The organism is Caballeronia sp. AZ7_KS35 (genome assembly GCF_023631045.1).
GTDB lineage: Bacteria > Pseudomonadota > Gammaproteobacteria > Burkholderiales > Burkholderiaceae > Caballeronia > Caballeronia zhejiangensis.
This window is the reverse complement of record NZ_JALQDV010000071.1, coordinates 31,385-55,136: the sequence shown is the minus strand read 5'-3', so window position 1 is coordinate 55,136 and position 23,752 is coordinate 31,385. Positions and strand designations below refer to the sequence as shown.

The 23,752-nt window shown below is 58.7% G+C and carries 25 protein-coding genes and 1 pseudogene; 7 read left to right on the top strand and 19 right to left on the bottom strand.

The features are described from left to right. Positions 1 to 3: 3 nt before the first annotated feature. The 9 genes from NCT05_RS35660 to NCT05_RS35620 all read right to left on the bottom strand — a co-directional run bounded on the left by NCT05_RS35660 (position 4) and on the right by NCT05_RS35620 (position 8,250). A complete protein-coding gene (locus tag NCT05_RS35660; RefSeq protein WP_250504590.1) occupies positions 4 to 1,227 on the bottom strand; it encodes a TrbI/VirB10 family protein in 1,224 nt (407 codons plus the stop codon). Position 1,228: 1 nt separating this feature from the next. Further along, positions 1,229 to 2,038 (bottom strand): TrbG/VirB9 family P-type conjugative transfer protein, encoded by an 810-nt coding sequence (locus NCT05_RS35655; RefSeq protein WP_250504589.1) that lies wholly within the window; start codon positions 2,036 to 2,038, stop codon positions 1,229 to 1,231. A gap of 38 nt (positions 2,039 to 2,076) precedes the next feature. Continuing rightward, positions 2,077 to 2,751 carry a VirB8 family type IV secretion system protein gene (locus tag NCT05_RS35650; protein WP_250504588.1) on the bottom strand — a complete coding sequence of 225 codons (675 nt, stop codon included), beginning with the start codon at positions 2,749 to 2,751 and terminating at the stop codon, positions 2,077 to 2,079. Beyond that, entirely contained in the window at positions 2,748 to 3,614 is an 867-nt protein-coding gene (locus tag NCT05_RS35645) for a TrbL/VirB6 family protein (protein ID WP_250504587.1), read from the bottom strand. Before NCT05_RS35645 ends, NCT05_RS35650 begins: the two co-directional genes overlap by 4 nt. Then, positions 3,602 to 3,982, bottom strand: a complete 381-nt coding sequence (locus tag NCT05_RS35640; RefSeq protein WP_250504586.1) for a hypothetical protein — start codon at positions 3,980 to 3,982, stop codon at positions 3,602 to 3,604. The genes NCT05_RS35645 and NCT05_RS35640 overlap by 13 nt, the downstream gene beginning before the upstream one ends. Positions 3,983 to 4,261: 279 nt before the next feature. Continuing rightward, on the bottom strand, positions 4,262 to 4,927 hold the full coding sequence (locus tag NCT05_RS35635) for a TrbJ/VirB5 family protein (RefSeq protein WP_250504585.1): 666 nt from the start codon (positions 4,925 to 4,927) through the stop codon (positions 4,262 to 4,264). After that, positions 4,924 to 7,596, bottom strand: coding sequence for a VirB4 family type IV secretion/conjugal transfer ATPase (locus tag NCT05_RS35630; RefSeq protein WP_250504584.1), 2,673 nt, complete (start codon positions 7,594 to 7,596; stop codon positions 4,924 to 4,926). The genes NCT05_RS35635 and NCT05_RS35630 overlap by 4 nt, the downstream gene beginning before the upstream one ends. Further along, positions 7,583 to 7,885, bottom strand: a complete 303-nt coding sequence (locus NCT05_RS35625; RefSeq protein WP_284507648.1) for a VirB3 family type IV secretion system protein — start codon at positions 7,883 to 7,885, stop codon at positions 7,583 to 7,585. The genes NCT05_RS35630 and NCT05_RS35625 overlap by 14 nt, the downstream gene beginning before the upstream one ends. Next, positions 7,882 to 8,250, bottom strand: coding sequence for a TrbC/VirB2 family protein (locus NCT05_RS35620; RefSeq protein WP_250504583.1), 369 nt, complete (start codon positions 8,248 to 8,250; stop codon positions 7,882 to 7,884). Before NCT05_RS35620 ends, NCT05_RS35625 begins: the two co-directional genes overlap by 4 nt. Positions 8,251 to 8,626: 376 nt before the next feature. Between NCT05_RS35620 and NCT05_RS35615 the strand changes: the two genes are divergently transcribed. Next, entirely contained in the window at positions 8,627 to 8,917 is a 291-nt protein-coding gene (locus tag NCT05_RS35615; protein ID WP_250504582.1) for an Arc family DNA-binding protein, read from the top strand. A gap of 389 nt (positions 8,918 to 9,306) precedes the next feature. Here NCT05_RS35615 and NCT05_RS37145 read toward each other — a convergent pair whose 3' ends face one another. From NCT05_RS37145 to NCT05_RS35605, 3 genes are all read right to left on the bottom strand, one after another. Further along, positions 9,307 to 9,582, bottom strand: coding sequence for a hypothetical protein (locus NCT05_RS37145; protein WP_350030118.1), 276 nt, complete (start codon positions 9,580 to 9,582; stop codon positions 9,307 to 9,309). Continuing rightward, positions 9,579 to 10,160 carry a nucleotidyl transferase AbiEii/AbiGii toxin family protein gene (locus NCT05_RS37140; protein WP_350030117.1) on the bottom strand — a complete coding sequence of 194 codons (582 nt, stop codon included), beginning with the start codon at positions 10,158 to 10,160 and terminating at the stop codon, positions 9,579 to 9,581. The genes NCT05_RS37145 and NCT05_RS37140 overlap by 4 nt, the downstream gene beginning before the upstream one ends. A 100-nt stretch (positions 10,161 to 10,260) precedes the next feature. Further along, complete coding sequence (locus NCT05_RS35605) at positions 10,261 to 11,004, bottom strand: type IV toxin-antitoxin system AbiEi family antitoxin domain-containing protein (RefSeq protein WP_250504581.1); 744 nt, start codon at positions 11,002 to 11,004, stop codon at positions 10,261 to 10,263. 403 nt (positions 11,005 to 11,407) lie between these two features. Between NCT05_RS35605 and NCT05_RS35600 the strand changes: the two genes are divergently transcribed. The 5 genes and pseudogenes from NCT05_RS35600 to NCT05_RS35580 all read left to right on the top strand — a co-directional run bounded on the left by NCT05_RS35600 (position 11,408) and on the right by NCT05_RS35580 (position 17,041). After that, positions 11,408 to 11,722 carry a hypothetical protein gene (locus tag NCT05_RS35600; protein ID WP_250504580.1) on the top strand — a complete coding sequence of 105 codons (315 nt, stop codon included), beginning with the start codon at positions 11,408 to 11,410 and terminating at the stop codon, positions 11,720 to 11,722. Between the two features lie 594 nt (positions 11,723 to 12,316). Continuing rightward, positions 12,317 to 13,036 (top strand): annotated as a pseudogene (locus NCT05_RS35595) (tyrosine-type recombinase/integrase); the annotation flags it as partial. Between the two features lie 104 nt (positions 13,037 to 13,140). Continuing rightward, entirely contained in the window at positions 13,141 to 13,755 is a 615-nt protein-coding gene (locus tag NCT05_RS35590; RefSeq protein WP_250504579.1) for a hypothetical protein, read from the top strand. 475 nt (positions 13,756 to 14,230) lie between these two features. Next, the gene (locus NCT05_RS35585; RefSeq protein ID WP_250504578.1) at positions 14,231 to 14,830 is read left to right on the top strand and encodes a hypothetical protein; all 600 of its coding nucleotides are present in this window, start codon (positions 14,231 to 14,233) and stop codon (positions 14,828 to 14,830) included. Between the two features lie 285 nt (positions 14,831 to 15,115). After that, positions 15,116 to 17,041: a hybrid sensor histidine kinase/response regulator gene (locus tag NCT05_RS35580; RefSeq protein WP_250504577.1), complete on the top strand. Its 1,926-nt coding sequence runs from the start codon at positions 15,116 to 15,118 to the stop codon at positions 17,039 to 17,041. 709 nt (positions 17,042 to 17,750) lie between these two features. Here the strand turns inward: NCT05_RS35580 and NCT05_RS35575 are convergent. Continuing rightward, on the bottom strand, positions 17,751 to 18,656 hold the full coding sequence (locus tag NCT05_RS35575) for a GGDEF domain-containing protein (protein ID WP_250504576.1): 906 nt from the start codon (positions 18,654 to 18,656) through the stop codon (positions 17,751 to 17,753). Between the two features lie 590 nt (positions 18,657 to 19,246). Between NCT05_RS35575 and NCT05_RS35570 the strand changes: the two genes are divergently transcribed. Then, complete coding sequence (locus tag NCT05_RS35570; protein WP_250504575.1) at positions 19,247 to 19,486, top strand: hypothetical protein; 240 nt, start codon at positions 19,247 to 19,249, stop codon at positions 19,484 to 19,486. A 55-nt stretch (positions 19,487 to 19,541) separates the two neighbouring features. On the opposite strand, the gene NCT05_RS35565 is transcribed toward NCT05_RS35570, so the two are convergent. The 6 genes from NCT05_RS35565 to ku are packed head-to-tail and all read right to left on the bottom strand — an operon-like array spanning position 19,542 to position 23,745. Beyond that, positions 19,542 to 20,048, bottom strand: a complete 507-nt coding sequence (locus NCT05_RS35565; protein ID WP_250504574.1) for a hypothetical protein — start codon at positions 20,046 to 20,048, stop codon at positions 19,542 to 19,544. Positions 20,049 to 20,052: 4 nt separating this feature from the next. Next, positions 20,053 to 20,382 carry a DUF4148 domain-containing protein gene (locus tag NCT05_RS35560; RefSeq protein WP_502801828.1) on the bottom strand — a complete coding sequence of 110 codons (330 nt, stop codon included), beginning with the start codon at positions 20,380 to 20,382 and terminating at the stop codon, positions 20,053 to 20,055. Beyond that, positions 20,382 to 20,591 carry a hypothetical protein gene (locus tag NCT05_RS35555; RefSeq protein WP_008343290.1) on the bottom strand — a complete coding sequence of 70 codons (210 nt, stop codon included), beginning with the start codon at positions 20,589 to 20,591 and terminating at the stop codon, positions 20,382 to 20,384. The genes NCT05_RS35560 and NCT05_RS35555 overlap by 1 nt, the downstream gene beginning before the upstream one ends. 57 nt (positions 20,592 to 20,648) lie before the next feature. Beyond that, a complete protein-coding gene (locus NCT05_RS35550) occupies positions 20,649 to 21,953 on the bottom strand; it encodes a cation:proton antiporter (RefSeq protein WP_250504573.1) in 1,305 nt (434 codons plus the stop codon). Positions 21,954 to 21,962: 9 nt separating this feature from the next. Beyond that, positions 21,963 to 22,787 (bottom strand): tetratricopeptide repeat protein, encoded by an 825-nt coding sequence (locus NCT05_RS35545; RefSeq protein ID WP_250504572.1) that lies wholly within the window; start codon positions 22,785 to 22,787, stop codon positions 21,963 to 21,965. 1 nt (position 22,788) lies between these two features. Beyond that, positions 22,789 to 23,745, bottom strand: coding sequence for a non-homologous end joining protein Ku (gene ku, locus NCT05_RS35540; RefSeq protein WP_250504571.1), 957 nt, complete (start codon positions 23,743 to 23,745; stop codon positions 22,789 to 22,791). Between the last annotated feature and the right edge of the window lie 7 nt (positions 23,746 to 23,752).

Sequence of the window (23,752 nt, the reverse complement as noted above, 5' to 3'; positions counted from 1 at the left end):
TCCTCATTGAATGAACGTGACGCCATCGACGTGCTTCGCCGCGTCGATTTGCTCCTTATAAATCGACGTGAAGTCGAGATCCTTGTTTACATAGATACGCACGCGGGAGCCTGCTGGCACCGTGACGGTGGGTTGGATGTTGATGTACGGAGACAGCACTTGTTGGGACGACTGGGCTGCGGCCTGCTGCACCGACTGCCGGTATTGCGAGGCCGAGTTGTACTGATCGCCTGAACTCACCCCCGCGTTCGACGCGCCGGCACCGATGATCGACAGGAGCGCAGACATGCCGAAAATCTCAGCAAAATGGGTGTCCACGATGCCGCCCATACCCGCTGTTCCGAGTTGGTCGCCGCCAGCGCTATCAAGGGCAACTTGCACGCCGTCTGGGCGACGCAGTGTGTTCCACACGACGAAAAGGCGATCTTGACCTTTGCGCAGCTCGGCGTTGTACGTACCGCACACCCGCGAGCCCCACGGAATCAGTGTGAGCCGACCTTGTGCGCCGTACACGTCGCGTTGCACAAGCGCGCACAATTGACCCGGAAGATCGGAGATCGCTCGCGGTTCCAGTACCGCTTCGATAAACTCGCCCTGCAAAACCTTGTAGGGAAGATTGGGGATCTGGCTCGCCATGCTCACCGGGACAGCGTTGCCACTTACTGCGCGTGCAAAGCGCGAATTGGCATCTTGCGGACCTTGGTCGCCCGAGGAACCTCCTAACATCCCGGCGTTCTGCCGCGCTTGCCCGCCAGCATCGGGCCCGGACTGTGGCTGAACGCCCGCCGGCTGATTCGCGCTGTTTGGCGGAATGATGGCCGACTTCATGCGAGCTTCGAGCAGCCGTCGCGCCTGTTCGCGGCGCTGCATCTCCATCTGCTCGCGCTGCGCTTTCATTGGATCGTCGGCCTGCACAGTGCTTGCCGGTGGCGGAGCCGGTGCCGCGGCGACAGAAGAAGTACTCGCCGACTCGTGATCCTTGAGTTTCGGCACAGGCTTCCTGTCAGGGATCGAAATGTCGCTATTCGCCGCTGACTTGGCCGTGTCACTGCCGGTGTGCTTGACCAACCACACCGCCGCGATGGCTCCGGCCGCGATCGCGGCGATGGCGATGCCACCAAACCGCTTCTTTCGATTGTCGACGACCATCGATGCATTCGCCTGCTTCTCCCACTCACGAACGGCTGCTTCGCGGTCGTCTGGAGCATTGGTGTTCGGATCCGCCATATCAGTGCTCCACGGCGCTGCGTGTTGAAGCGGTGCTCGTGTCAGCACGGCGATAAGGATTGGCGTTGTTCTGTACGCACAGGTGGGCATCGCCGTTGCGCAGCGTGAAAAGGCTCGCCGTACGTTTGACGACCATGTACGGACCTTCCCGGCGCGGACTGACGGCGGACTCCGTCCCGTCCGGGCCTACGGTGTAGAAGGAGGGAATCTCAGCGTTCTGGTCGAAGAGGAAATACGTGAACTGGCCATCGTCAAACGCGCGTTTAAGCGGAATTGCGGCTTTGTCGCCGGACACGCCGTAGTCAATATTCAGTCTCGCAGGATCAATTCCGTTACTTGGGCTCGCGTCGGCCCGGCTTGCGCCCGCGAAACCGCTCATACTCGCATTTTGGTTCGAACCGGAGTTCAGGTAGATGAAGCGCACAAGAAACGTCTGGGTTGTGCGCGCCTTTGCACTGGTGAGCTTGAAGTAATAAGTGCGCTTGTCGGTCACGACAGTCAGGTTGGTTGCAGCATTCGGCTCGACCGGCTTGATGAACAAGCGATTTTGGTAGGGCACCGTCTGCCAAGCGATCGAGTCACCCAATGAGACGACTTTAACGATCTCGTCGTTGGAAAACTCGATGGAGGTCTGGTAACCGTATGTGCCGACCACCTCGTAGACTTGATTGGGATCATACGGAACCTGCTTGACGCGATCATCGGTTACAAGCGCATGAGGGAGTTTGGCCGCAAGTGAAGAGGCAGGAATCAGCGAAATCGTCACGCTGCTGAACATGGCGAAAGCGATGGGAGCGGATTTGAAGTTCATGGTCTGATTCCTTGCACGAAGCACTTACCGACGGCGCGTTACTGGCGGCTCAACTCTTGATCCTTCCGATACCCCGTCGTGGCAAATCCGAGCGCGTTCTCCCAACGGTCGCCCAACGCGAGCGGTTTGAACGTAAAGGTGTAGCGCACGAGCGCCGTGTAGTAGTCGGTCTTCGGCGGGCTGCCAGGCTTTTCGGTGATCGATTGAAACGAAACCTGATACGCATCCTTCCCGAGCGACGTGATACCGGTGATCTTCGGATAGCGACGGCCGCCCTGGCCGAGCTGGTAGTAGGGGTTATTCGCGTTATCCGCGCTCGTCTCCGCGTCATACTGAGCTGCGACCGATTGCGTCGAATGCAAGCGACAGAGATCGGCGAAGCGTTGCCGCCAGTCCGGGTCAAACGTGTTGCAATACATGATGAAGTCGTACACCTGGCTCTGAACAAAGCTCTCCTGCCCGGAGATCGTTTCCTTGTTGACCACCTGTTGCTTTACCACGTGTCCGTTTGCATCGAGCACGGACACGACAGGAATGACCGTGTGAATGTTGGCTAGCACGGTGATCGCGCTAGCCATGCCGCCTACCACAAAGAGAAGCAAACCGATGAACAGGTATGCGCGGTTGCGTTCTTGCTTGAGCTTGTTCGAGCCGCCAAGCTGCATCCGTTGGGTGTCAGTGTCGCCTTTGAACGTTCTTCTGCCGAAGCTCATTTGAGCGACCCCCTGGTTATCGTCCGAGCAGCCATCATCAACAAAGACAAGCCTTGTACCGATGCACCGCCGGAAAGGGATGCAGCCCAGCCTTTGACTTGCAGCATGAAGATGATCAATACACCTTCAACGATGTAAAGATAAGCAACTTGCTGTACGTTGATAAATGCGGCATCCGTGACGCTCGAGGCTTTTCCGGCTTCGTCAATCGCATCGCCAAACGCGAGAAAACCAAAACGGACGATGGCAATAACCAAGATATAGATAAAGCAGAAATTCAACATCTTGCTCAGCCAATTGATGGCCCACTGCCGTGTTTGTTCAAAAAAGAAGAAGCCGGCGAAGACCGGTAACAGAACCATCGTAATTGCGAGGCCGAACTTTGCGATCGTCATGTAGACGAGCGCAAGCACAAACAACACGCAATTGATTAGGAAGAGACCGAATCCCTGCAGAATCATCCCGAATTGATACCAACTTACGTTTTGCATCAACGCGGAAACCTGGCCAACGTTGTTATACAGTGCGTCGAGCATTGATGCCGTCGATCTGCCTGACATGATGGTCGAAGCCACTCCTTCCATGAACGACGTGAAGAAGCCATAGATGCTTTGGCCCATGCCTCCCCAGTTCAACGCAGAGAATACGGCGGCGGTCATGAAGGCTTTTGCGAGTAGGGCGTTCCATCGCATCGGCTCGTAACCGCCATATATCTTGTAGCCGGAAGCCGCCCAGTAGAGCACGGCGAGCAGATAGACAGGCGTAGATATGGCTCCAGCAAGAGCGGGGTAGGTCTGCGTCAGGAACGACTGAGTTACGCCATCGGCGGCGCCAATCATTCCTTCGAGGGTCATTGTCGCCATGGATTGCTCGAGCCGTAGAGCTGCTTGAAATGTGCAACTACATCGGGCGCTTGAATATCTGCCTCGGTCAGCGTCACGCCGGTGTCTGCCTTGACCTGTTCAATCACCTTGACCACACAGCCAGGAATCATCTTCCCGCCGAATGAAGGATCTTTCGCGTACAACTCTGCGAAGCAATGACCCGGATACCATTTGGCAACCGCTACCTTGTCCGCTCCAAGCAGCGGGTTCCCGCTGCCTTTTTCAATCGTTGGCGTCGACGATGGGGTCATCTCTTGTGGGGCAATTGTGGAAGGTACGGCAGGCTCTCGGCTGAGAGTCTTGAGGAGACCGTAGCCACCGACAAGTACCACAGCAGTACTCGTCAAGATCCATGTCCAAAGGTGTCTAGACATCTCCATTCCTCCCATAGCTAATTGCGTTGATCGGTTCGAATGAGCAGGCGCACGGCGATCTCTCGAGCTTGCCAGACGTACTGGTGCAGCTAGAGAGCACTGCGCCGATCACCAAAACGACAACTGCGCGGATGCTGCGTTTAATAAGCCACAGCGGGAGCCATACCGAGGCAGTGCAGATTTTCAGAACTAGGATGAAAGGCTTCATACTTTTCCTCCTTCTGTGGCATGTTCCTTCCTACGAAGAATTTGCTATTTCTTCCATTGATAAAACTTCTGATTTCCGGCAGTAGCTTGATTCTGTTGATTCAATAGATTCGCCTGCAAATTCATGTTCATCGCGTTGAGCTTCGCCATTGCGCTCGACAACATGCCGTTCTCGCTGGAGATGCGGTTCTGCAAGTCTTGGGCGTCTTTAACGTTGGTCGTTGTATCCACCTGCTGACTCAGCACGGACAAGTTGTTGAGGTGCGTCTGGACCTCGGAATACAGCGAGTCCCCACCCGCTAAAGCAGCCCGAACGGAATCTGTGCTCATTTTGTACGTCGTCGCATTTTGCGCACTCGGATCCGCGAAGACGTCCTGCGGCATAGTGTTGATGAGCTTCTCGTAAAAATTTTGCCTCGCGCCGAAGGTGCCGCTCTGCTGTTGCGAAACGACCTCCTGCCACGAGCCCGGTACAACCGATGCCGCGTTGATCGACTGATTCAACCCAATCGACCCGCGACCATAACTTCCGGTGACAGCTGCATACTGATCTTTCAGAGTTCTGTACTGGTCCTGCAGTTGCGAAAGTTGCTGCTGGAGTTGCAAAAAGGTCGCGGCATCAAACGTGGGAATTCCCGTGGCGTAAATGGGCACCGAAACGCTGAGCGTGGCGCCGAGAGCGATGGCTAAAAAAGTATTCTTCACGGTCACGCTCCTTCCCGCTTGAGGTTGTGGGTGTTCTCGGCGAGCGCACGCCGCATGAAAACGGGCACCCATTGTTCTGGTTCGTCGGTCTCGAGTTCACTGATGATTCGCTCCATCAGCGCAACACCCTTGTCGTTCGACGACAGGACAGGAATGAATTCACGCATATCAGACAGATCGAACTTGACCCGAATCGACTCGTTGCCGCGCCGTATCAAAAACTTGAAGCTCTCGGGCGGAGTGTCGTGAACGAAGTCGAACTCGCCGATCGTCAGCCCGAGACGGTCCACCAGATCGGCCTTGCTCGCCTCGCCGTTCGGAAGGAAAATCTTCGTTGCGGTCTGCTTCTGGATCGAATCGGTTTCGCAGTAAAGATATTTCGCGTCGGGCGTGACGAAGATCAGCAGACCGTTCTTGCGGCGAATTTGCATGATGTAGCTGTCAATTTTCTCGCGCCAGTACGCGTGTTTGACAAGATTCTGACCTTCCTCCAGCACGAGGATGAACGGCTCACCGTTCATCGACTGCTCGATGCGGTGAAACGGATAGCTCAACACGACAGGCAGCTCGGGTTGAGCAACTCCGTCCTTGATAAGCTGCCGCATTTCGAAGCAGTAGTGCCGGCACCGGGTGAGGTCGATGCTATCGTGCTCGTTGTCGAACACGCCCCAGTTGGCACCTGCTGAGCCATTCGCGCCATGCCAGATCCGCATGTCCTTCGCGAGTTCGCCCTGACCAAAGCACCATGCAACGTTGCGCAAACGTCGGTCTTGGAAAGGCAAGACGTCGTAGTTCTCGGCGACTGCCCGCTTGAATCGCTCGATGTCGTCGGGAACGAGCGTTCCGCCATAGCACGTGCGCATCAGCGTCATCAATTCCACGAGGTACAGGCGATTCTCGGGCGAGTCGGGTAACTTGAAGGGATTCCAACCGGTGTTTCCCTGAACCGACAGCGTGGTATGTGGCGCACCCATCGCTCGCATGAACACTTTTGCACCCTCGCGGTTATCAAACCAAAACACTCGAGGCCGGGCCTTGTCTGCCATGGCTATTAGTGCCGACAGTAGTGTGGTTTTCCCCGCTCCAGTGTCTGCGGTCAAGGCCAAATGACCCGCGACCATCCCCTCCATTTCTCGGTGAAAGTTGAAGTAGTAGGCGGTGCCGCTTTCTGTCTCAAAAGGCATGATCGCAGGCCCCCACAGGTTGCCGTCAATCTTTCCAATCGCATAGTTATGCAGCGAAGCAAATCCAGCGAAGTTGCCGGACTTTATCCTTCCGCGCCGGCCGATGAAGTGCTGCGCTTGGCCGGGAAGCTGGGACCAGAAGAACGTCTCGACGGCAAACCATTCGCGCACTGCTTTGACGCCAAGATTCACGAATGACTTTTTGAGCAGCGCGACTGCATTATCGAGATCCGCAATCGTTTGCTTTTTGTTCTGAATAGGGTCGACGTGCGTTGTGGCAGCCGGTACATGGGCGAGTATCGTCAAATGATGCAGGCCGTTGACCGCCCGACCGCTCGTCAGGTCGCGCAAACCATCCGTGATTTCCTTTCTGTCCTCTTCGGCACCGCCCTCCCGGTCGTTGACCACGAGACGTCGCCGCTCCTGCTTCATATCGTGCTCGGCAGTGATCCGGTCGCTGAAGAAGAATGACTGTGTGACGATGTACTCGACGGGTTGTTTCAAAAACTCGTTGAGCATGTGCGAGGGCGTGCGGGCTGGCCATTCCGCCATGCTTAGCATGGCGCCGGCGCGCGATGCGCTGAGATTTTGCACGGCCATCATGTTGCCGACTACCTTGAAATCCAGCCACGACACGGCAAGCGTACGGTCGAGTTGCAAGTCCGTGATGGGTACGCGCTCGTCTTCCAGATTGATGAGGTAGTGGAAGAAGCCGGCAAGTTCCGAATAGTCCTCGCCGAGATAGTCTTCTATGTTCTCGCGGTCATAGGCCTGACGAACGCCGTACTGTTTCTGGAACTCTTCCCAGCTCAGATCAAATCGATGGATCGCGACCTGAGCGTCTGCAGCGCTTACCTGTTCATTGGCGAACTCTGGCCGGCGTCGGACACACAGCTTTCGAGCGCCATAGCCGGATAGGGTCTGCACAACAAGATTCGTGGCTTCGTTTAGATCCTTAGCCTGCTCTTCGAACGACTCGTGGTTTTCGGACGAAATCCTCGCAACTGCGGCGAGAGAGAAAATTCGGTCCAACAGTCCTGGTGCGCCTTGCCGAAAGCGATTCCGTACGACGCTGATGTAAATTTTGTTGACGTAGAACGAACGCTTTTCATACCGTTCCCGCCAAGCTGCAGCAAAGCGCTGGGCAAACCAAGTACCGCCATCACCGTGCGGGTACTGATTGACCTTGCGACGAATCAGGTGCACGTATACTCCGCGGTCGCTGTTTGCAATCGAGCGCAGCACGGTATTACGTCGGCGCTCGAATTGCTTAATTTGCGTCGCACTGAACGAGTCAAAGTACAAACCATCAAGCTCAATAACCTGCACTAGACCATCATCTTTCGTGATGACAGTCTCGTCGTCGTAGTGCGCGGTGTACGGGATCATGTCGCTTGCCGCCATTTCCTTATCATCGAGGGCAGCCCCATCTGGCAAGGGCATCGACAGCGACATGTCGAACTTCTCTCTCAGAATATCAACGAGGCGCATAGCGTCGGCATCTCCAGAAGCGCTTGTTTGGGCAGGCCTTTAGATGCGTTGCGGCGGCCAAGATGTCAAACAAGTAAACGTCTTTGAGACAGATTAGGTAACTAGCAAGCAGCAGAAAGGGTATGGCCATTGCCGGCAGTATTGACCGCGCGATCATCGCGGCCATGCCAGGAATGTAGAAGCTCATTGCCAGGCTTGCGAGCGTCAACCCACCGACCATCGTTGGGCGAGTCATCGCAGCGACAAGCGCTTCCCCTTCATCCTCGTGCGATTCCTCGCCCGCGCTCATACGATTGTTCCGGCCGAGCGTGCCTTGAGATCAGATACGATGTTGGGAGCAAAGAAGACGAGGCCAATACCGAGGCCCCACCCGCCGAGCGTCATGAGATCGATGCGGCCGGTCTTCCAGCGGTATCCTTGAATCGCCAAGGTGATGATGCCGATGTAGTAGCCCCACTCATAGATCAATAGTTGTGTGACCGACCTTAAGAAGGCAGTGATCCCGCCAAATGTTCCTGAGGCATCTTGAGCGTGTGCGAGCTGCGGAAGAAGGAGAAGGGCGATCACGCAGGCGTTAGCCGTCAGGTCGAGCGCTATGTCCAGTCGATCGGCTTTGTGTGATTGAGCGGATTGATTTGCGTTCTGAACTTGCATTTTGGCCCTCTCATGAGCTGAACCGCAAGGTTCATTGATTTTCGGAATTGCTTATAAGGAATACTAATTTATGAGTCGGGTTGATCGGGGTTGCAAAGACGAGCTTAGTCGCTTTTTGGTTGATCGAACTCGATCGTCGCCTCGGGCTGGAGGTGAGTTGTTTCTCTCATACGGATCCTGAGTTCGACTACCAGTTGAGCGTTTCTTGATCGCTCTTCTGCCTTGGCGCGTGCGCTAAGCCATTCGTTCAACTCCTTGGGAATTCGATACTGCGATCGAACAGATTCGCCCATTCTCGCTCCCTCCCTCGCTTTCGTCACTATCAAGTGACTGCTAGTCACTACACATCAGTGCCTGGCTAGTGTCAAATTTAACTATGGAAGATACCCACCGCTCACAATATCGCTTGCCTTGGCCGCTCTACGAAGAGCTGAAGGCAGCTGCGGAGAAAAACCGCCGCCTGCTGAACGCGGAACTTGTGGCTCGGCTTGAATCAACGTTTCCGCAACTGACGCTGAATACAAACCGGGATCTGTCGACACTGCATATCGCCATTTCTCGGATGTCGCTGGCGGGACTCATGACGCCAGCCGAGATTACGATGTTTGCGCAACGCATGCTCGACCTCGCGGAGCGAAAAGGTGGCACCGATGACGTACCTCGATAGTGCCTATGATCAGACAAAATGTCGGATTCTGTCGTAATGTAGTGCCACATTCTTTGTAAGAGTTTGTTTCATTGTCCCTTGGCGCATCGCTGACAGCTGCAGCAGAGACTCCGCGATTTCGCGAGCAGTTGGCCGGTAGGGTACGACTTAAGTTCGTAGCAACAGCAAATTGCCAACGATGCGCCGCGTTGCTTTTCTTCGGCGCGTCCGTGCACGGGAGGTGTGTTCTCGTATTGCCTTTGGTAAAAGGGCAGATTTGCGAGTGACGAGGCGAGAGCTGGCGATTGTTGCAGCGAGCTGAGCGCTGCATGAAGACGCCGGAGTCGGAGTGAGCGCCGCTGCTTGTTGCAGTCGAAGAGACGCCAAAGTCGATAGAAGTATCTGCGCTGCTAACTGAGTGCGTCAAATCCCTGTTGCAGAAGAGTGGCCTGTTGAGCAAAACCAGCGGGGTCTCGTGATCTCAGCTTGCGCAAGTTCTCGATTTTCCATCGGATAGCTGGAAGGTCGCGCAGATGGTCGTAGCCCATCAACGGCCATTCATATTCGAGCTGGACCAGCGAGATGAGAAACTTTCGCTGCTCAGGCGTCAGGTTCCGCGGAAGATCATGGTGAAGCCGCGTCTGCACATCTCTCAGTATGTCAAGGCTAACGGGATCGACGGTCATGCCGACAAAGCCTGCCTCATAATCGTTTTCAAGTGAGCGCGGCTGGGCAAACAGAACTTCGTGCACGGGGCGATTATGTCCAGCGAGATATCCGACGAAGCCGCGACAAAATCTTCGTGCAGTCCAGTTGTGTCATACATATGCTGCACGTCAAAGATGTTTCGCGGGTGTTGGCGGTCCAGCGCGGCCACGAGCTTACTGCCGTAGAGCTCGGCATCAGACAACGTCGGCACTTCGAACTCAACTCGAAACATACGCTGCGCACGCGGGACCACGGCGCGCCTCACTGTTGGTGTCAGAGTCCCCCGAAAAACGTAATTCACCTCGACTTTCACCTGCGCATTAGCGGATGACACCGTTAGCTTCACGTCGTCACCCTGATGCCGTCCACTGGCCGTCGCCATCGAAACGGTATGACCTTGCTGTTCAACTGCCGTCTTCACGCGCAACAGTTCGCCATTGATAATGGACAGGGCCTCGTTGCGATCGGGACCGTGGTCGCGCATGACTACGTCGATATCAACCGAGAGACGCGGCAGGTCCTGAACAAACATGTTGATGGCCGTACCGCCCTTCATGGCGAAGTGGGGCGTATCAATACGTCTGGGGTGATCGCCAGCATGAGCCGGACGGTTTCGAGGTACTGGTCATTCATATCGAATCTTGCAAGGCAAGCGATTAAGCTTTCAAGGTGAATTTCGGAGCATCCTTCCGACTGCTGGTCCATCGCCGACCGGGGCCGAGCCGGTCAACATGTCGCTGGAGGTCGTGACCCCATGCGAAGCCGCTCGCTTGGCCGAGGTCGCGGACGAGTTTGACGACCTTCACGCGCGTACAGTGTGAGAGAAGGGTATCGAGGACCTTTGGCCGTAGGTTGCGAAGCGAGGACACGAGGTTCATCGCTTCCTCCAAAGGCTGACCTTTGGCCCGGCGCTTGCCGATATCGCTGGCAAGTTCCAACAGAGCACGCTCAGGTTCGGAGACAAGCACGGAGGGGTCGCGATTGGGGAGCGCCGAGAGGAATAGTTTCGGGGGCATGTCGGCGTCGAACAGGCGCGTGGTTTGGAACGTATAAGGCATGTATTCCTCGATCCAATCCGGCATCGCATGAGATTGGTCGGCCCACAGGACGATGCGGTCTCGGAAGTGCAGATTGTGGCGCACGCCTTGCCAGTCCAGCGCGGTTTTTCCACCCACATGAAGGCTGGGTATGCGTCTGCTCAGGTAAGCCAAGATCCCGGCGGGCGTGGGCGTGTCGCCGACGAGCAGGTAGGCACCTTTGGACAAGCGTTGCAGCCATCCCGCTTTGACGAAATACGTGGTCTGCTGGGCGCTGATGCCGCAGTCCCGCAGCATTTGCGGATCGAGCGGTTGCCCACGGGGGGCGACCTCCATCAAGCGCTGTAATGTTTTGCTTGCCATCGACTTACCCGATGCATGATTTTTTCTGTGTAACTTCTAATTCATTTAAGTTTATCAGAGTAAATCATGCATCGGATTAACTCATCACGAGCGTCGAGCGCCGATGGGCTCGCGTGAGCTTGCCACACCCGAGCGCGCGCACGTGCTGCATGATTCACTAGCGTCAATTATCGAAAGGTTTGTATTTTGCTAAAATATTTCATGCATCAGTTTTCAGAAATGTTCTATTTGCAAAAAAAAGCGTAGGGCCGCCGCAGAGGTGCGGTGACGTATCCATACTCATTGAGTCGCTTGATGCCCGGTGCCCGGTGCCCGGTGCCTGGCGCTTCGGCACTGAGCGCGACTGGCCCCGGAAACTCCAGTGTGCCTTCAAGGTCGGAGACGCCGGATACTGGGAGAAGCCATGCTCGGGTTATCTGGAACACTTGAATTGTTGTTCGTCGAGATCGCGACTGGCGAGGACGAAGAACTCGTCCTCACAGGTAAGGACTTTCACCCAGAACGTCGTTCGATGCTAGACGACGACGTTCTGCGGGAGGACGACGAGGGCGAATACGTCGCGCACGCCAGCGCGCTAGGCTTCGATTTCCGGGTCGTTGCCGCACCGCCCAACCAGATTGACTTCGAAGATGATACGGAAGAAATCCGGATCGAGGTTGTCGAGAACGACCTTGAATTCGTCGAGCCGGACGATGACGAAGACGAAACGGACGGTTGAAACTGCGCCCCGCCGCGTCAGTCCGTGGGCGGGCTGAGGTGCAGACCGAAAGCCGCGACTGAACTATTTCGCGCGTAGCGGCTAGTCGCCGAATGGCTCGACCTTCTCTTTCGGCACTTTGCAAACGCGATCGGCTTCGAACGCTCATCGAAGGTGTCTTGAAGCGGTACGTGCGGAATACAACGTCAGCAGCGAAGCAGGGATATAGAAGCTTCCGGCGAACGGCTGCAGACTTCGACGAAGAGGGACCACGCGAGCCAGCGACCGGAACGGCGGAGCGGCTCGGCGGCGAACCGCGATGCATAAGAAGTATGGCTTTGCTACATCGGGCAAGCCTGTCCGACTCGTCCCGGGAGATTCGCATGGAAACGTTTTCGCGGGCGACGGCCAAAGCAAGTATTGTTTCCAACTCGGCGCTTCGTCGCCGCGAAAGCCGGAAGCTGACTCCTTGCACGGCGACCTATCGCAATCCTGCGGAAAATTTAACATCTACTGAAACGCCGGCGATGGTTCAAGCGCCAACACATCGCGGGGGCCAAGTTCACCGGCTAGTCGGGTCTGCGCGATGCTGGAGTGCACAAGAGTGCGCGCCCGGCCGGCAATCCGCTCGCACTGCGTCGCCGGACGAGCGCAGCGGCGGGGCGCACGCGGCAGGTCGAGCGATATCTGGATTACGCGCTCTGGGAACATGTACGCGACAGCGTCGAGCGATGGCCCCGGATCACGGCGCGCGATCACCAGCAACATCAGCGCAGCCGCTGGCTGATCCGCCTGCTGTATCACGCGGGACTACGGGTGTCGGAGGCGGCGAACGCGAAGATGGCCGACTTCTACCAGCGCCGGGGCAAGTGGTGGCTGCACGTGGTCGGGAAGGGCGGCACCGAAGGGGAGATGCCAGTTAGCGCCGCGCTGATGGCGGACCTCGCGCAGTACCGAGTTTTTCATGGCCTCGCACCGACCCCGTTGGGGATTGAGACGACGGCCGCAGTGATGAGTGTGGCGGGCGATCCGCACAAACACATGACCCGGGCGGCGGTCTATCTGATCGTCAAGGAAGTATTCCGACGCGCTGCCGATATGCTCGAAGCGGGCGACGTGGCTGGCGCAGAAACGCTGCGACGCGCGTCCACGCACTGGCTCCGACATAGCGCGGCGACCCATCAGGCCGATGCCGGCACCGACCTGCGTTTCATTCAGAAAAATATGCGTCACACATCAATCTAAACGACCGGCATCTATCTCCACACGGAAGATGACCAGCGCCACGCCGAGACAGTGCGGGAGCAAGGCGAAAGCGTGCTGCCCCATTCGTAGCGCCAGCGAAACGCTGTGCGGCGAATCGCCGAATCAACTACCCTGAACTTTTCCGTATGGATGCCGATACCCATGTATCCATAACTGGAAAATAAGGGATTCAATTGCAGACGCCGTTTCGCCAAACATCGCTGTGCCTGATTGCTGCTTCACTTCTCGCCGGTTGCGCGAACATCGCGCCGACCGCACAGCAGACAATCAGCGTCACAACCTTCGTCAGCGCGCAAAATCCGTTTTTTGCCGACAAGCGGGGAGAAGGTTCTGGTGACACCCAGGTGAGAAAGCCGGGCACGACCTACATCAACGTGGGACCCCTGATGGACGTCCGCAAGTGCAACGCTGAAATGACATCATGCGCGTGGGGCGTCGCCAAGGTCACCAGTCGTATGACCCTGGTAGGTACGGACAACGCGAGCGCCACTGTGGCAGTCGAACTCGTCTACGATCTCGGCCGGAAGCAGCAGATGACCTGGGGCAATACGGTTATCACGGACGCAATCCCGGATGACATCCCTGTCCTCACGGACAAGGCGACCTTTGCAAAGAAAGTCAAGATTCCTTATGGCCAGATGCGACGTGTGAGCTTCGGTCATGGGGTTGACTTCAATATCTGTGCGGTTCCCGCAGATCCGCAAACCCTGATCGCCGTCGATGACAGTTGCAATCTGGATGGCGTCATGAGCGGAAAGACCGCGCAGGCCGTCATCCCTGCGTTGTAATCGCTCGATCGGAAGTGGGCGGGCGGCGGTCGATGCTGAGCCGCCCGTGCCTAGCATAAGCGCCTGATGGGTCTTCGCTGCGTGCTCTGCCAGGCTGATGGTGATCGGGGCACCCTATTGTCCGTCCCGGCGTCCACCAGCCGACGGCCAACCGGGGTTGCCGTCACGACTACGCGAAAGGACCCTCGAAGGTCACGCGAGGGTTCCGCGCAGTCCCAATTAAGCTTCTCGACAATGCTGGCGCCTGCCATCACTCAAGTCCGGGCATCAGAGTGCCGATATCTCGCGCAGGACATCCGCGATCGCGTGTCTGAAGACGCGCGCGAAGTGCCATCGTGCAAGTCCTCAGTTGCCGGTCCCCGGTACTGTCTCCGGATGAGGTATGGGGAATCCGTTGTCGCTGCAAGCTTGACTACCCTTGATGCGCATACCCTACATCGCGACAAACTTCCCTTCGGACTCTCCCGCAGCCCTCGTGGGCAACAAAGACCTGACTATCTCATGGACGGACATCGTGTTGGCAGCGGTCACGGCCGGCAAGCCTGGCGCTTTGCATTTGCTGGCGCATCGTTCGCACTCGCTCGCTAACCTGGTTGTCCGCACACACGCCTTGTATGCGAATCTGCAGCAGCGTGAGCAAAAGCTTGACCGCTCGTCCCTCTACGATTCACTTGACCCGACGGAGAAGGGCGCAACCTCCTACTTTCTCGGCATGGCCATGGCGAAGCTCTTCGCCGCCCCATTGTTTGCCACGCCGTGGTTGTTTCACGTCTCCATGGCGTCTGGTTTGGGCACAACCCTGTGTTTCAAGCTCGGTTCGAAGTCGCAGCCGGACCTGCTCGGTAAAACCACTAGCGGCGAGTGGATTATCGTCGAGGCGAAGGGCCGAACCAAGGGGCTGGACCTGCACCTCAATGTCGACGCTGCGTTCGGCCGCTACTACCCTTTCGTCGAAGCGATCACGGGGCGATCGCCCTCAAGGGAAAATTTGTTCGGCAACGGGATTTTGAGACCGTCTTTGACGCGGATTCCGGGATTACGATCGGCGTCGAATCGGAGCTACTCAATGATGTAGCAGCAGGACGGTCCGATCGGATTCGGGCACGGAGAACTGGACAGCGGTCGAAAAGAGTCGAAGGCGAGAACGGCGCAATCATCTACCCGGACGGGCTGCTTGTGCCGCTCGATCCTAGATGGTCCTCTTTGCTCATGTCCCTCGAACCAAACCTTGTCGAACGCCCGGGCGAGAAGCCCGGGCTTTTTTTTCTTGCCTAGTGAGCTTGAAAGCGGGCTCTCATTCGCGTAGGTACGAGGAATGCATCATGCGCAAAAAGCCTAAACAAATAAAAGGGATCGGGCCATGATCGTACGCATCGCACAATACCCACTGAAGGAGCGCTTGCTTTTCGGAATTGCGTCGTCAGGAGCCATCCTTTTGGCCCAACAGGTGCTGACTTGGCTTGTCCATGGTCGGCTCACCTTCCTGCTCATCAGCGCGTCGCTTCCGTTGATGACGGTATTGTTCGGCGCGTGGTCTGGAGCATTGCTCTTGGCCATCGGACTTGCCTACGGGGCACTCTGGATGCAGCCTGTGGGCAGCCTCGCAGTTCAAACTGGAGACGATCGCGCCGTGCTGCTGGCATATGCAGTCGTTGGCGCTTTCCTCGTGGCAGCCGGGCAGCAATTGGCGAAGGTGGCCCGGCGAGCAGGGCGAGCAGAGGCCGCTAGCCAGGATGCCGCAGAGCGACTTTTGCAGGTCGAGCGCGAGGCGCGGCACCGATTCGACGTCGCTTTAAACAGCGCCGGCGTGCCGTTCTTCATCCTGACCCCGATCGTGCGTGATGGCGTCGTCGCGGAATTACGGTGGGAATATCTCAACGAGGCAGCTGCCCGGCTATTCGATCAACCCGCGGCGGTTGTCATCGGTACCTCCACGTCGTATGTGCGTCCGATGGGATGGGATTCGGACGTCCTGCTTGAGCGGCTTGCGCCGCTCGCCGAACGCGCAGGGCGGGACGCGTTCGACGTACGGATTCAAGGAGACCTAGGCGAGCAATGGTTTCACGTTGTCGCTGCCTCGCTGGGCGGGGCGGTCGTGGCATGGTTCGGCGATGTCACACCGCGCGTGCGCGCTGAACAGGCGCTCTCAGAAGCTGACCGCCGCAAGGACGAGTTTCTGGCCACACTTGCGCACGAACTGCGCAACCCACTCGCGCCGATCAGGCAGGTCGCGGAGATCCTGGAGCAGCCGAGGCTGACGGAAGAACGCACGCAGTGGTGCGTCAAGGTGCTGCGTCGCCAGTCGGCCGCGATGGCCCTCCTGCTGGACGATTTGCTGGACGTGTCGCGTATTACACGTGGGGCGCTGACCCTGCGCAAGGAAGTCGTGGCGCTTCGCGAGGTCATCGACGAGGCAATCGAGATCGCGAGGCCCATTGTCGAAGGCAAGGCGCACGAACTTGTCGTGCGACCGCCTGCGCGACCATTGCATATCGAGGCGGACCGTCTCCGACTCGCGCAGGTGCTGGGCAACCTGCTGACGAACGCCGCAAAGTACACGCCACCGGGTGGGCGCATCGAATTGGCAGCGAGGGCAGATGACGCCGAAATCGTGCTCTCAGTCGAGGACAATGGAATCGGAATCGAGCCCGACAAGCTGTCGGCCATTTTCTCAATGTTTTCACAGATCAATCCCGATCATCACCGCGACGGAGGGCTCGGTATCGGACTCGCGCTGTCCAAATCGCTGATCGAGTTGCATGGAGGCCGACTGACGGCGTCGAGCGCTGGCAAAAATCGGGGAAGCTGCTTTTCCATTCACCTTGCAGCCGAGTGCCGGGTGGCGGCCGCGCCGGCACCGGCGCGCGATACGCCAGCCGTGGCGTTGGCGAAGCGTTGCATTCTGGTAGTTGACGACAATATCGATGCAGCGGATGCGCTCACCGCCGTCCTTGAGCTGGAGGGGCACGAGGTGCGGACGGTCTATTCGGGCGAGGAAGCGATCGACGTCCTGAACCACTACAGCCCGGAGGTGGTTCTGCTCGACCTGGGGCTACCGGGCATGAGCGGAATCGACGTCGCGCGGCGGATTCGCGCGACGCCCGCAACGAAGGATGTGACGTTGATTGCCATCACCGGCTGGGGCCAGCCTCAAGACCGGGAGCGGACCGCCGAAGCCGGATTCGACTTCCATTTCACGAAGCCCGTTGATGTCGTCCAGCTCAATGAGGCCATCGAATGGCCGGGCCCGACCGTTCGACCGGAAGGCACGCCCGAGGCGCACTGACTGCCCCGGTGGACTATGCCTTGCTGATCGTTAAGCACAGACAATGATGGAGGCTTAAATGTGCTATGGGAACCCGCAACAACTGCTGGACGAGATCCTGAAGGTGCGTCGGCTGCAGCCCGATCGACATGGCCACACCGCGCTCGATATTTCGAGCACTTTTGCGCGTATTCGGGCTGCGACGAGCGGACCATTGGGACGAAGCTTTCGCGTGGGCGAAGCTGGCTTACGTGAGCGCGCAACTGCCGCCTGCGCCAGCCAGCGAAGCTTCTTCGGATGAGGTCGCTGACGAGCGCAGCTACGCGGATCGCAACGCCACGACCGTCCGTTAGCAGGTGTGCGAAAAGTTTGCTTTGTTCTAAGGGTTAACGTCAGGTACAAATTGCCGCTTCGTTTCTTAGCATCTGGGAAACACACTAGATCCTGAGAGAAGGCGGTCAATGCAAGCTGAATACGAGATCCTCTACAAGGGGTGCACCCTGTCGCCCATTGCTGTCGACGACGGCGAGTTCTTTACCGCGATGGTCTTTGTAAATGCGCCCAACGGCGAGAAGCGCGCAAGCGGTTCACTGGGCCAGTTCCCGTGCGCATTATCGGCGAGGCAGTTCGCTATCGCCTATGGGATGGCGGAAGTGGATCACAGAGAGCCCCCCGTTCCTGACTGGCCCACCCACGTTAAGCCGCCAAGCGTCCCGCGCCGCGTCCGGACTTAGTGGCTGAGACGCTCGCGGCCGGCGGTAGCCCTCAAGGCAGTCGTCGGCTCGGAAACCTCCGCCGCATCGACCACCCGATTGCGGCCGCGCGCTTTGGCACGGTACAAGGCGGCGTCTGTGAGGCCGAGCAGCGCTTGCGCCGACTCGGGATACGTGGGCAACGTGCATGTTAGACCGATTGAGACCGTGACGGGCCCGCCGCTCGGAGACGCCGATGGGATCGCGAGGTTCGCCACTGCGGCCCTTAGCGAGTGTCCGACGCGCAGTCCCGCCGGCGACTGACAAGCGGGCAATACCACGACGAACTCTTCACCGCCGTAACGTGCGATGAAATCGCTTTGCCGACGCAAGGTGCTCGAAAGCGCGCGCGCGACTTGTTTCAAGCACTCATCGCCGGCGAGATGTCCGAACGTATCGTTGTATTGCTTGAAGTGGTCCACATCGATTAGCAGGACGCACAACGGCTGGTTGCTGGCAGAGGCTAGTGAAAACTCGCGCGCAAAGCGTTCATCGAAGTAGGCACGGTTGAAGACGCCCGTCAGGCCGTCACGCGCCGACGTCTCGACCAATGTCCGGTGCGTTTCCGACAGACGGCGGTAGAGGCCTGTCGTCTCATAAATGAGCATCCCGAGCACAGCGCTCGATGAAACCATCGAGGCTCCACGGGCGGCGTACCAACCCACGCTGTAGCGCGCGCTCGCCGACAAGATCGAAGCGCAGTCGGACCGGTTGGCTGCGCAGGTCCGCGCCGGCGTAGACCCGGCTGCGACGCGAGCCGTTTTGTACTGTCTTAAAGAGAGCTTGATGGCCCTCAAGGCGTCGAAAGCGGCGTTAGCCGTCGATTTGCCCGCGTCAGCTATGAAAAGCTGCAAAAAGCTCGGCACGATGTCGAGAGCCGACAAATAGCGCAGCGGTGGATGGTTTCAGGCGCTGGCGCGGTTGCCGTCTGATCGGCAAGCAAACTGGTTTCTATCGCCCGGGAAGAGCACGTTTCCCGCTCTCTTTCGGCGCTTAATACGCCCAGCTGGACCCGTACACTTCTTTCCGTGGCGATGAAACGCAAACACGAGTCGCACAACGGCAGTCACCGAGCATCCGGCCCAACTCGCGCCTATCCGGAAAAGCGGTTGCCCGCGTGCGCTTTAGGTTGCATCGCTCCGCTTCAAGAGATCAGTCGTTACGGGGAAGTTGTTGCTGTCCAGCGGTAGAGAGACGTTGTAGGGTTGTAGGAAGTCGACGCAATCGTAGTGAGCGAAGCCCCGGCCCGGATCATCGGTCGGGGCTTCGTCTTTTTGCGGCTATCTGGTGGGCCTCTTTCAGCTGTGTTTTCCGATACTCGGCCTCGTCACGCCGCAATCGACGCGGCACGACTTTGCCACGCGAGCAGCCGCCGCTTTCTTCCTCTAGACTAAGGATGTGCTTCAGTCCAATTGCCCCGCACAAGCGCGGTTCGGCACATAAAGTTTCCGAAGCGACTGCCGAAAATCGAGTGATGGATAAGGAACAACGACGACGGCTAATTGTTGACGAGCAGCTACACGCGGATGCCCGGGCGCTGGCTATTAGCATCGAGATAATCCGGCGCGCACGCGGGAAGAGAAATCCGCGCGACGTCGATTTCGGTACGCCTGAGTGGAAGAACACCTGCATCGAATTTGCCAAAGATTTGCGCTGGGCTTTGGGCATTGGCGACGACGGCCTTACCGAAGTTCGTCGACCAGACAACCCTTGATCTCGGCTTCTCATGGCCTCACTTAGCGCGTGATCATAATCGGGCCAGCCATGCTTCAGACTGAGGCGAAGACGACGCCGCCCTCCTTGTGGCAGGCATCATTCGGCTCGATGATAGAGCACTCGAGTTCCGGGTAGGCGAGCCGACGATACACGCTGGTCTCGAGCAACTCGCCGCGAAAGCGGCGGTAGAGAATGCGCCCGGCGAAGTAGTACTGCGGCTCAAGCGAGGCGGGCGCTTCGGCTGGAACGGCTCCGCGGAATGTCGTGCGTTTGTCGGCCTCAAACGTCGTCCATAGCTCGCTGCCCGCCGGCAGCAGCGTCGCCGGCGTCACCGCGTCCGTGACGGCGTAGCCCCAGCCCGCTTTCGGCAGCGCGTGTCGTGCGCCGATGTACGTACGCTTGATCTCGAATGCGCTGCTGACGACCTCGAAATCGCAGTCGCAACGGTTTTGCAGGGCGAACGTCACTCGCGCTGGAGAACCAGGAATGACGCGGGCCTTGCTGATGCTGATCGACAGTTCCCGCGCGTCCGTCGTTGAGATTGGGTGGACTCCGGTCACCGGTTCACTGCGTTCGTGATGGCGCGCATTCCATCCGGTACCAGTAGTCGACGAGTCGCTGCGCGGCTTGCAGATCCTCGGGATAGTACGGGTCGTACCCGAACGGCGATGGATCGTATCCTGCCTTTCGTAACGCGGCTAACTCCGACTGGTGCTCAGCCATCGTGGGGTTCGCATTCGTCCTCAGCGCAGTCAGGTCGTGGCACTCGCGGTCGGTGAGGTATCTGCCGGGCGGCGGCATCTCGCCGACAGCTACGCAACCGGCGAGCAATGATGCCGACGCCAATGCGGTCGCCAAGTGTTTCCGTGTCGCGCCCACGATTGCCACCCGCATTAGTCGCCGCTGCCGAGCTCGCTGTGCTTGTGCGAGTGTGTGGCCGCATGGACGAGCTCGTAGTGAGCGCCTTTGCCACTCCGGGTCGGCGGAAAGTGTTCGCCCTCGACGCAAGTCACCTCGAAGCCCGATCCGCCATCCCCTTCCTTCACGACCTTGTAGATGCCCGAGGTCTGAACTTTCTCGCCGGGTTTGTGCTGTTCTGCCATGGGTTCCTCCGCGCTTTCGTTTATAGCTGGGAAAGAGCAAAGATTGTTCCGCCCCGATTACTTCCGGCTGAGATAGCGATTGAGGAGGGGCGTGGCAGTGGCGCCGTGCACGAACACCGACAGGACGATGGTTGCCAGCACGATCTGCAGGAGCGGCCCAACGCGCTCGTGCCCGGCCTGTTCGAAGGAGAAGAGCAGGTAGTAGAACGCGCCGACCCCACGCAGGCCCAACCACCCAGTTAGAAACCGCTGATGGCGGTCCATCGACGAGCCAATCAAAGACAGGGTGCTGCCAAGCGGCCGGGCCACAATAAACAGGAAAAGCACCGGCCAGACAACGGACCAATGGATGAGCTCTCGCCAGTGCGCCGATACGACGCTGCCGATGACGACCATCAGGCCCAGTTCGACAAAGCGTTCGATCTCGACCGAGAAGCCCATCATGTTCTCCGCGATATACGCGTGAGCCAATTCTGGATCTTTGGCAGCTTCCTCCCGCTGGCCCCGCTCGACCGATTCCAGCACCTCGCTTGGCGGCTTGTCACCCGTTGCCTTCATTTCCTGCCGCCGCAGCGCGACGCCGGCGGCGAAGACTGCGATGAAGGCGTAGCCGTCGACGATCAGGGTCGCACCGTACGCCAAGGCAACGAGCCCAAGCGCAAGAAAGCCTTCGAGCCCCAGCGCATGATCGTACTTCGTGCGCAGCTTGGTCACCAGCACGACGACACCGGTGCCCAACGCCCAGCCGAAGAACAGTGCGCTCGCCAGCCCCCACGCGATAGCCAGGGCAAACGTCCACGGATTCTCGCTGCCCAAACTGCTGACTCCGCCAAGCGCGAGAGCAATGTAGACCATCGGAGAAGCCGCACCGTCGTTGAGTCCCCCCTCCGACGACAATGCGAAGCGCAGCGGTTCATCGTCGCCCGCTTCCTCGACGCGCAATTCGTTGGCCAATACGGGATCGGTCGGCGCGAGCGCGGACGCCAGCAGCAACGCCGGCCCTGCGGCGAGGCCGAGGCCCCACCGCGCGGCGACGAACATTACTGCGATGGTCAAGAGCATGGCTGGACCGGCGAGGCGTAGCGTCAGTCGCCAAAGCGGCCTCGAAAGCTCGACGCGCAGGTACATCCCGATGGCGAATAGCGACACCACAAGTCCCGCTTCGGTGAGCGTGCGAAGCAGGCGCACGTCGCGCTCGACGTCGATCGTCAACAGTCCAGCGCCCGCCGGACCGAGGAGGAAGCCGGCGATGAGGTACACCATCGCGCCGGTCATCGGCAGCCGCTCAACGAGTTTGCGGCCCAGCGCCATCAGCACCATCAATGCCCCGACGATCAAGAACCAAACGGCTTCGATCGTCATCAGCGTCTCCTAGAGCTTCTGCAGTCTGCGGAAGTGGTTGAAGTGGCGAATGGCCAGGGTCGCTTCGCCGAGTTCTTCATGGATGCGCGCGGCGTTGAAATGGGCATCAGCGAAGTCGGGGTCGTGTTCGATGCAACGCTCATAGAACTGCAGCGCCTCGCGGAAGCGGCCCGAATCTTCAAGCGCCACCCCAATGTTGAACAGCAGCACCGGGTCGTTCGCCCGGTATCGCAGCGCGTCGCGGTAGACCGCTATCGCCTCATCGAACCGCTCGCTGTCCATCAGGATGCCGCCAAGGTTCAGCGATGCGTCGGTATAGTCGGGCACGCGTTCGAGCGCTTTCCGATAGGCCGCTTCCGCAGCATCGAGGTCATCGTCCTCCAGCGCGCGCGCCTGCCGGAACAGGACGACAGCTTCTTCGCGCGCCCGCTGCTCGCGCGGCGCTTGCATAGAGGCTACGTTTCCCGACACCTGCGCCGGCTCGAAATCCAGCAGCAATTGACCCGTCTCCGCATCCCACTGGCGGCTTGCCTCGTCCCGTACGGCGACGCGATCACCAACAGCAGCAATGCGCACGCCCGTGAGTGTTCCCTCACGCCCCCAACTTTTCCGAAGGTGATCGAGCGCGCGGACGATTTTCGTTGGCGAGACACCCGCCACGCGGAGCGCGTGCGCGGTCCGGAGCATGACGATGTCCTGGAAAGTGAAGCGCCGTTCGCCTCTTTCGCCGCTCACCGGTGACACGAAACCCGCGGCGATCAACCGTTCAACGACGCTGCGCGACACGCCCAGCAGGCGTTGCACATCGCGAAGGCTGTACCCGTCGTCTTGCATATCACCGTTTCGTGCCAGTCTTGCGCGCCGGTGCCGGTTGGTCCTCCGTGGCCGCACGTCGCACGGCACGGCGCTTGGGCGCCGGGGTAGCTTCGGCCGCTTCTTCCGCTGGCGCGGCGGTGCGCGCGCTCTTGCGTGCCGCTCGCGGTGCGGCTTTCTGTTCGGCTGGCCGCTCGGCAGACGGCTTTTTCTTCAAGCTCGCCCGTAGTGCTTCGACGAGATCGATCACTTGTGCGCCGGGTTGTTCGATGGCGGGCGCGGCGGTGATCTTGTTGCCCGCGATCTTTTTGTCGATCTCGGCGAGGATGCGTTCTTTTTCTTCGTCCTTATACGCGGCGGCATCGTAGCTGTCGACGCGGTACTGATCGATCAGTTGCTCGGCGAGTTGTAGTTCCGTCGGCTGAATATCCGTCTCTTCGATGCCGATATCGGCCTGCGAGCGAACCTCATCGGCGTAGAGCAAGGTCTGGAGAATCAGGCCGTCGTTGCCGGCGCGCACCTGCACCATGTGCTGTTTGCCCTTCGACGTCCAACGGGCGACGGCGCACGTGCCGCTGTCCTTCATCGCTTCCTGCAGCAGCCGGTACGGTTTGCCGCCGCGCTTGTCGGGGGCAAGGTAATAGGGCTTGTCGAGGTAGATCGGGTCGATCGCCTCGGTCGGCACGAACGACACAATGTCGATCGTGTGGCTCGCGCTCGCTTCCAGCGCCTCCAACTCCGACTTCTCGAAAATGACGTACTTCTCTTTCTCGAACTCGTAACCCTTGACCATATCGGCGCGCTCGACGACTTTTCCGTCGTGCGGACAGACGTACTGCTGTTTCAGCCGGGTGCCGCACTCTTTGTGCATCAGGTTGAAGCCGACGCCTGACTTGCTCTCGGTGGCCGTATATACTTTCACCGGCACCGAGACGAGTCCAAAGCTGAGAGTCATTGACGCGATCGAGCGAGCAGCCACAGTGGCC